The organism is Helicobacter rodentium ATCC 700285, assembly GCF_000687535.1.
Classification (GTDB): domain Bacteria; phylum Campylobacterota; class Campylobacteria; order Campylobacterales; family Helicobacteraceae; genus Helicobacter_D; species Helicobacter_D rodentium.
The window spans coordinates 1-8957 of the sequence record NZ_JHWC01000017.1 but is presented as its reverse complement, the minus strand read 5'-3'; the positions used below and the strand labels follow the sequence as shown (position 1 = coordinate 8957).

The following is an 8957-nucleotide window of genomic DNA, read 5'->3' as shown; positions in this document are numbered from 1 at the left end:
TAATCTGCATAGGATTCTAATTTAGGAAGTTTTAATTTAGGATTCTTTGCAACTTTTGCTTCATAGTCTGCAATCTCTTTTTTATGTGCTTCTTTAATATAAGATAAGACATAAGGCATTCTGATATATCCTAAGAGACTTTTAGAGTTTAATATCATTGCAGAGCCTAGTTTGTAAGCTAGGTGGTTGTGGATTCTGTGTTTTGCTGTGCCAAAGTTTATTTTAAATTTTAAACACTCCACTTCGTCTTTAAAAATCTTATTAGCATATTTCTTAGCATATCCCTCCAAACTCCTTTGATACAGCTGCGGATTCCATTGGAAGCTATATCGTCCGCCCCCTCGTATCGCCTCATTAAGTGCCTTTGTTTGCTCCACACTTGCGGGTAAATAGATTTTATTACGATTATAAAGCACACTATAACTTTGGTCAAACCACTTTCTATAAGGGTAGTTTTTGACTTTGTATTTTTTATTTAGCACACTCCATACGCTTTGGTCGTGGCGATTCTCTCTAAATTCAGGGAGGTTTGGAATCGTAGATGGGCTATCGTCAATCAACTCAAAATGCTTGTAAAACACTTCCAACCATTCTTGTATGATTTGAATTGTTTTTTGCGTCTTTTTTAACAAAACAATCCCCGCGGCACATTGTCCAGATTCTAAAAATTCCCTATCCTCTAGTAAGCCAAAATGCGCAAGCAAATCCGCCTTATTCCATTCTTTTTCGGGATAGTCCGTAATGCTCCCCATAATCTCGTTTGCTTCTATATCGCAAAAGAGTTTTTGTAGAGTGTCTTTAGCCTTAGCATTAAACTCAAAGCCTATATCACAATAGATTAAATAATCTCCGAAGTTGATTTGCTCCAATGCCATTAAAATCACTTTGGGCTTCCAGCACCAATACCCAAAACCACGCGTGGGTAGCCTCTCGCCCTTTTGATTTGTTATATAAAGCTTATTTTTGAAGTATTCCACAAATTCTAGGGGCAAACTTGCCTCTGTGTAGATAAAAATATTATCAAATGCCCCTAGCGATTCCGCTTGTTGTTTAAAGTGGCAAATAGAGATTCCAAGCCTTGTATCTCCAAAGCTAACTAAATAGGATTTTACCCTCACCCGAAGGATTACGATATGACATTACAGCCTCCTTTAATGCAGTGCGGAGTTTAATTCAATCTTGCGATTGGAGCGGAATGCAATCATCGCGCCACTTTTGGAATCCTGTCTGAAATGCACACCATTTTTGCCAGACAAATCGCGTCCTTTGTAGATTCCGCTTTCTTTGATTTCAAAATTTGGATTAATTTCTGCGATTTTTCGCGCTTCCTCTTCGCTGATTTTAAAGATTGTCCCGGCTAAAACTGCGATTCCGCCATCTACGATACAACCATCGCCTAGACTAATCCCTGTGGAACTATTCACACCCAACAAGCAGTTCTTACCAATGCTAATAGGATCGCTATTTCCGCCACTTAACACGCCTAAAATACTAGCACCACCACCGACATCGCTTCCCTCGCCGACAACCACACTAGAGCTAATGCGCCCCTCATTCATACAAGCACCCATTGCTCCAGCATTAAAATTCACATAACTAGCTCCGGGCATTTGTGTGTATCCACCTTTGCCCAAATATGCTCCAAAGCGCGTTTTTGCAGTGTCTAGTAAGCGGATATTATCAAATTGTGGAATCACTTGCATTAAATAACGCGGAAATTTATCCACAAAATCAATCGCTGGAAACTCGCCACGCATTTTAAGGGCAATCTCATTTTCGCGTAGCCACTCTAGCTCAAAAGGCACATTCCCGCTCCACGCAACATTGCTTAAAAGCCCAAAGATTCCATCTAAATACAAACTTCTAAGCGGTGCTTTGCCAAGTGAGAGAGCAAGTAGCTTCATATATGCGGATTCCACGCTTTTGCACTGCACATCTTGATAAAGTGCGCAGAATCGGTAGCGAAAATCCCCATTTTCTGTATAGATTCTATCCTCTTGCAAGGCGCGTTGAAGCTCTAGCACAACAGCGACATTTTTATGCGCGTTAGGATTCTCTTGCGTTTCAGCCAAAAAGGGCGCAAACTCCTCTAACGCCTTCAACACAAACTCTTCTGTGATTCCAAAGACTAGCTCACTCTCGCTCTCTTCTAACACCTCGCATTCTTGCTTCAAGGATTCAAAAATCGCATAAGAGCCAAAATTCTCGCCCCAATTAAGCACCGGATAAGTCGCTTGCAACACCTTCCCGCTTAGCACTCCAATATCTGCATAACAGATTCCAAACCCCAAAGGCTGCTTATAATCTGCCTTGTTTTGCAAAGATTCTACTTTTGTTTTAAAATTCTCTTTACTCATAAATTCTCCTTAAAAATTTGCGGATTATAACGAAAACTATATAAATTTTAGAGAATCTTATGCAAAGATTTCAAAAGATTCTGTGTTTTTAGGCAATCTTGATTTGTAGTTTGGCATTACAGATTCTAGTAGCTTCTTATCTTCGGCACTCAAAATGCTCAAATCGCCTTGTGCAGCAAGTAATCGATTCAACAATTCTTGTGCTTTAAGTATTTCTTTTAGGCTTTCTTTGGTTTGTTTATTGGGCTTTATCGGCTCTGCGATAAAATCGGCTAAAGAGACCTTCCCCTCTAGTCTATTTACCTCTGTTTGCAGGGTAGAATTTAGCTTGGCGATTAGCTTTTCTTTGCCACCATAATTTTCAAAAATATCTATTCTGCCATCTAAATTTTTATCCTTTTGCAAAGTCTGATTCAACATTTCTTGCATATCTTGTGGCAAATCCAAACCCGCAGTCTTGGCATAAGTTTGGATTACCCTAAAGTCTATATTACGCACTTCCCCTCTAAGACTTCTGCACTTAGTGCCGCATAAGTGCCTGTATTGGTTTGCAACTTCTCTTGCTCACTTAATCTGCCATTTTGGTCTTTATCTGCGGATAGAAAATTCATTTTATAAGCAATCTCTCCCCACCAACCACTGACAAGCTTTTGCGCTTCACCCTTTAATCTAGTGGAATCTTCTTGCCTTTCAAAATTCTTTGCTCCAAATTTTTCTTGCAATTTTTGCATGTTTTCCGCAGTAAGATTCATTGAGATTTCTCTCTGGCTTTGTATTTCCTCAAAGATAACTTGAATCTGTCCACTTTGAGGTGGTTGCGATTCTGTATTTGGAATTGTATCTTTGGGTTGTGGAGCAACTTTTTGAAGCAAAGCCTCTCGCATAACAGGCAAACTCTGCGTTTTTGTATTCCATCCGAAGTTATAATGCGTATTCGCAAAAGATAAAAGCATAAAGAACCTTATCCAAAATTAGTTAAATGGTTTCAAGTAAATTACTTTTCCATTAATATACATCGTAGGGCGAATTGGTTTATTAAAAGGCACTCCACCCCTTCTATCTTCCTGATTAATACCACTTTGGCTAACTTTTGTATCTGTATAATTTTCGCTACTAGATTCTTTTCCAAACAAAAAACCAAATATATCAAAGTAGTGTCATTTCATTAGCAAAAGCTGCCGACATTCCAAAAGTCATCATTAAAACAAAAATTATCTTTTTCATTATTGCTCCTTTTTAAAAAAGTTTGAATTTTTATTATAAATTACAGAATCTTAAAACTAAATGTAAAATATTCTTAACTTTTTAATTTATTTGAGCTTGTTATATAAGAAAACAAATTTGCTTTGAATACCTCGTCATTGCGAGAATGCGTTAGACTTCGTGGCAATCTATAATTTCTTATCTCGCCATTGAATATTTTTTAATTGCTAAGATTATGGATTGCTTCACTTCGTTCGCAATGACGAGATGGTTAGGTTTTTGTCATTGCGAGATTCCGCAAGGAATCGTGGCAATCTATAAAGAATGCACTACTTTAAATTCCTAAAGATTCCATTGCCAAGATATCTATAATTCAATATTATTTGCCATAAGATTCTAGCGAATTTCTTGCAATAATAAGGTAGAATCCTGCAATCCCTCAAGCATTGCGTTTAACTCCTGCTCGTTTAGAATTTGAATCCCTAAAGATTCTGCTTTGGCAAGTTTTGAACCTGCATTTTCTCCGCAAAGCAAAAAGTTTGTTTTCTTAGAAATGCTCCCGCTCACTTTTGCCCCGAGAGATTCCAATAATTCCTTATATTCCTCGCGCGCTTTGGATAGTGTGCCAGTAATCACAAAAGTTTTGCCACTCAATTTGGAATCCTGTGTAGAATTTTGTGTTGTGCAAATAGGAGAAATAAGTTCCAAAAGGCGCAAAAGCCTCTGAATATTTACCTTGCAAAACTCACATAAAGAGGCTGCCATTTCCTCTCCAAACCCCTCAAGGGCAATAAAATCTTCATAGGTTTTTTGATAAAACTCTATTCCAAAACTATTTGCTAATTTTTTACTTGCACCCTCGCCAATGTGTTCAATCCCAAGCGCATTAATAAAACGCCACAATTCTATCCCACGCGTGGCGGCAATGGCGTTAAGGAGATTTTGAATCTTTTTATCTTTAAAGCCCTCCAAATCCTCCAAATCCTTTGATTGCAAAGAAAATAAATCCTCAATGGAGTGGATCTTGCCTGTATCAAACAATGTTTCAACGATTTTTTCGCCCAATCCATCAATGTTCAATGCTTTTTTGCTTGCAAAATGGATAATGGAATTTTTCACACGCGCCTCACAGCTAAGATTCTGGCATTTAATCAGTTTTTCCTCCACAAGCAATTCGCTATGGCAAATGGGACATTTTGTTGGAATTGGGCAAGGAGTTTGCGTTCCATCACGCAAGGAAGGCAAAGATTTGATGATTTTTGGAATCACATCACCACTGCGAATAAGAATCACAAAATCGTTGATTTGAATATCCTTTTTTGCAATTTCATCAAAGTTATGCAAGGTTGCACGACTAACTCTCGCCCCCTCAATCCTTATGGGTTCAAGTTCTGCCACAGGCGTAATCACGCCCGTCCTCCCTACTTGTAAAGTGATTCCTAAAACCTTTGCTCTTTTTTCAATGGCTGGGAATTTATAAGCACATGCAAAACGAGGAGCTTTGATTGTGAATCCAAGTTTCTCTTGCAAAGAAATAGAATCCACACGCACTACCATTCCGTCTAAGGTTATGGGGTAAGAATCGCGTTTTGCAATGAGATGAGAATAGGCGTTTTCAATCGCTTGAATACTCTTGCAAAGCTCTACAAAAGGGGATTTTTGGAATCCCAAAGCATAAATGTTTTCCATAAGCGCAAAAAAACTATCCTGCGCAGTGTTGGATTCTTTGCTTGTAGAATCCATAAAATCTACCAAATTACAAGCCCCTACACCCCACGGGATAAATTGCAATTTTCGTTTTGCAGTAATTTTAGAATCAAGTTGGCGCAGACTTCCTGCAGCTGCGTTGCGTGGATTTGCAAACAGATTTTCACCTCCTTGCAATCGTTCAAGATTGAGTTTTTCAAAATCATCTTTTGCGATCACGCATTCCCCGCGAATCTCAATGCGTCCTTTATATGCTATTTTTAGAGGAATACTAGGAATCGTGCGTGCATTTTGTGTTACATTTTCTCCCACAAAAGCGTCCCCTCTTGTTGCGGCACTTACTAAAATTCCATTTTCATAGAGGAGATTCAAACTTGCTCCGTCAAACTTAGGGCTGATAGAAAAACTCAAAGCCTCGCGATTTGCTCCCCTTAAAACGCGTTCAACCCATTCTTGCAATTCTTGCATATCAAAAACATCTTCTAAACTCCACATTCTTTGGATATGCGCTACTTTGCTAAAGGATTCTAGCACCTTATCCCCTACGCGTTGTGTAGGGGAATCTAGCGCAATATTTTGAGGGTTTTGCAGTTCGTAAGCTTTCACTTGGTGATAAAGCGTGTCGTATTCCTCATCACTTGCAATGGGGTCATCTAAAATATAATAATGCTTCGCCCATAGATTAAGACGCTCAACAGCCTTTAAATAATCGTCTAAAGTCATTTGAGATTAAGTTTCAAAGCTTCATTGTCCATAATGCCAATACCCTTAGCTAATGTATTTTTAGCAATCTCTTGTGCCTCCTGCAAGGAGTGCATTAGATAAGTGCCGCATTGTAGTGGATTTGCTTCTGGAATCTCACTTACCTGTAAAATATCTTGCATACTCTTCTCCCACGCATCGCGCACTTCTTGCGGAGTTGGTTTGCCAATAAGGCTCATATAAAATCCTGTGCGACAGCCCATAGGAGAAATATCAATAATTTCTACTTTTTCACTATTTAAATGGTCGCGCATAAAACCTGCAAAAAGATGTTCTAAAGTATGGATTCCCTTTTCGCTTAGTATCTCAACATTGGGCTTACAAAAACGCAAGTCAAAGACGCAAATCTCATCTCCCTTTGGTGTGTGCATTACTTTGCCAAGACGCACTGCTGGGGCTGGCATAAGTTTATGATCTACTTTGAAGCTATCTAAAAGTGGCATAAAAATTCCTTGTTGTTTAGATTAATCAAAGTTTGAATCTTAGCAAATTTCTATTAAAACAAGCCTTTTGTGCGCAAAAACTTTAGAATTTTTAAACTTAGGGCAGACAGAGGCAAGGATTCCAAAGAATCACGCGTAAAAAACTCCAAAGAATCCTTATTTAAAAAATCACTTGCCATCAAAGGACACAGATAAATTTCTGTCTCAAGATTGTATTTTGTGTAAGAATGCTTTAGGATTCCAAGTTTTTGACTGCTTTTTATAAGGCTTAGCGGAATTTGCGGAAAGTTGTAAAGTCCAAAATACAATTTTTCATTACTTTTTAAAAGAGCAATGGTGGAATCTTGAATAAAAATTCCATAATGTAAAGTCTTTTTGGTTGTTTGCATTGACTTGCTTTGGGTGAAATCCTGCCAATTTTCTTTTCCTAAGCAACAACCGCTCAAAGGGCAATCCCCACATTTAGGAGATTTTGGGAGGCAAAGGAGCGCACCTAAATCCAACAAGGCTTGATTATGATTAAAGGGTTCTTGAAAGTTTAAAATGGATTTTGCTTTAGATTCTAAAAGAGAGGGGGTGGCAGAATGCAGGGCAAAAAGTCGCAAAAGAATGCGTTTGATGTTAGAATCTACAAAACTAACAGGCAAATCAAAGCCAAAACACGCAATTGCTCCGGCGGTATAAGCACCGATTCCGGGAAGTTTGCGCAAAAGATATATATCACAAGGCAAGGGATTTTCTCTACCTTGAGGGGCAAGAGTGGAAGTTTTGCTATTGTGAATGCAAATTTGTGCGAGTTTGTGTAAATTTCTTGCGCGTGAGTAGTATCCAAGCCCCTGCCAAGCGTGTAAAACTTCAGAAACATTTGCTTCGCTTAAAGAGTGGAGATTCGGGAAGCGTTCCAAAAAAGGAAAATAAAAATGTTCCAGCACTGCTTTTACTTGCGTTTGTTGCAACATTATTTCACTAATTAAAACACGATATGCACGATTGGGAGCTAATCTATCACGCCAAGGCAAATGATGACGACCATAGATTGCATACCAACCCAAAAGTGCTTTTTGTGCATTTTTGAGCTTTGTTGGATTAAGCTTACAATCCATTATAAATAAGGGACAACTTGCTCTTTGTAAAGCCTAAGAATATTTTTAGAATCCTCAAGTTCAGAAGAGAGTAGCTTTAAAGAAAGCGTGTTGAATTGGATTTGCTTACGCAATTCCATAATTTGTTCCACACAATCTTTTGGAGTGCCAACAATCATACATTCCATAATTTTATCTTTATTGAAAAATGCCGCTCTAAATTCTTCATAATCACTTACTTTAATAATAGCTTCAAAAGTCGGATTGGATTCATTAGCGCGCAGCATACATTGCGTGAAAATATCCACACCCATTTGCGCCTTTTCTTGTGCTGCACTTCTATCCTCGTCAATATAAATTGCACGTGTTAATACAAATTCTAAATCTTTTGCGCCATTTCTTTCAAAAATATCATAAATTGTCTTTGCGCGTTTTGCATCAAGCGTTAAAGCACTTAAAAAGTTGTATCCGCGTTTAGCAGCAATCGCAAGTGTTTCCTCGTGCTCACTTGCAACATAAAAAGGAATTAAACCTAGAGGGTGGGGACAGATACTAATATTGTTAATATCAAAAAACTCTCCCTCGTAGCTTACTTGATTTTTAAAAAGTAAATCATGCACAATTTCAGCATTTTCTAGCATAATCTTGCGATTGTTTTGAGGGTTGTTGCCCATTGAAATATCAAAAATAGGGAAAGCTCCACGCGCAAAACCAAAGAGGAATCTCCCTCCACTTAACAAATCTAGTGTAGCAAGCTCTTCAGATAATTGAATGGGGTGATAATGAGGAAGCAAGATAGCAGCACTTCCCACTTTGATTTGTTTGGTGCGTGCAAGTGCATAACCTGCAATCGCAAGAATAGCCGGACAAAGGGTAAAATTGTTAAAATGATGCTCACCAATCCAAGCTTCATCAAAGCCTAATTTGTCGGCATATTCTATTAATTCAATCGCATCAGAAATAGCAACTGCCTCATTGTTTTTCCAATTTTCCACTAATTCAAAAATGCTACTTTTCATCTCATACCCTCTATTTTTAAAATATTAGCCCCTAGTAAATCCCTAGCGTAGCCCCTAAAACTTCTTCTTATTCACATCTTCTAAAATATCATCAGCAATACTATTGACTTGCAATGTAATATCATTGGTGTTATTCGCAACACTGACATTATCTTGTGTAACAGATTCTAGTTGAGCAATGGCTTCATTAATTTGTGTAACACCTGCGGTTTGTTCTTTAATGGATTCACTCATATCATTGACACCTTGCACAAGCACATTGACATTTGCTTCTATTTCATTTAAAGACTTTCCTGTTCTCTCTGCTAGTTTTCTTACTTCATCCGCAACAACTGCAAAGCCTCTTCCGTGTTCTCCTGCTCTTGCTGCTTCAATGGCTGCATT

General features: G+C 38.3%; 9 protein-coding genes. All 9 read right to left on the bottom strand.

The window, feature by feature from the left end; translation table 11 throughout:
- Positions 1-1118 (bottom strand): hypothetical protein (locus BS85_RS12185; RefSeq protein WP_051604784.1); only part of this gene is annotated, 1118 nt, incomplete at its 3' end.
- 33 nt (positions 1119-1151) lie between these two features.
- Positions 1152-2357 carry a 2,3,4,5-tetrahydropyridine-2,6-carboxylate N-succinyltransferase gene (locus BS85_RS0109720; RefSeq protein ID WP_026944618.1) on the bottom strand — a complete coding sequence of 402 codons (1206 nt, stop codon included), beginning with the start codon at positions 2355-2357 and terminating at the stop codon, positions 1152-1154.
- 57 nt (positions 2358-2414) lie between these two features.
- A complete protein-coding gene (locus tag BS85_RS0109715; protein ID WP_026944617.1) occupies positions 2415-2855 on the bottom strand; it encodes a hypothetical protein in 441 nt (146 codons plus the stop codon).
- A complete protein-coding gene (locus BS85_RS10965) occupies positions 2843-3310 on the bottom strand; it encodes a hypothetical protein (protein WP_051604783.1) in 468 nt (155 codons plus the stop codon). The genes BS85_RS0109715 and BS85_RS10965 overlap by 13 nt, the downstream gene beginning before the upstream one ends.
- 646 nt (positions 3311-3956) lie before the next feature.
- The gene (gene ligA, locus BS85_RS0109705; protein ID WP_026944616.1) at positions 3957-5990 is read right to left on the bottom strand and encodes an NAD-dependent DNA ligase LigA; all 2034 of its coding nucleotides are present in this window, start codon (positions 5988-5990) and stop codon (positions 3957-3959) included.
- Positions 5987-6472 (bottom strand): S-ribosylhomocysteine lyase, encoded by a 486-nt coding sequence (gene luxS, locus BS85_RS0109700; protein WP_026944615.1) that lies wholly within the window; start codon positions 6470-6472, stop codon positions 5987-5989. The genes ligA and luxS overlap by 4 nt, the downstream gene beginning before the upstream one ends.
- 53 nt (positions 6473-6525) lie before the next feature.
- Entirely contained in the window at positions 6526-7575 is a 1050-nt protein-coding gene (locus BS85_RS0109695) for an A/G-specific adenine glycosylase (protein ID WP_026944614.1), read from the bottom strand.
- Positions 7575-8573 carry an LLM class flavin-dependent oxidoreductase gene (locus BS85_RS0109690; RefSeq protein ID WP_026944613.1) on the bottom strand — a complete coding sequence of 333 codons (999 nt, stop codon included), beginning with the start codon at positions 8571-8573 and terminating at the stop codon, positions 7575-7577. Before BS85_RS0109690 ends, BS85_RS0109695 begins: the two co-directional genes overlap by 1 nt.
- Before the next feature lie 54 nt (positions 8574-8627).
- A partial coding sequence (locus BS85_RS10700) for a methyl-accepting chemotaxis protein (RefSeq protein ID WP_034551618.1) occupies positions 8628-8957 on the bottom strand: 330 nt, incomplete at its 5' end.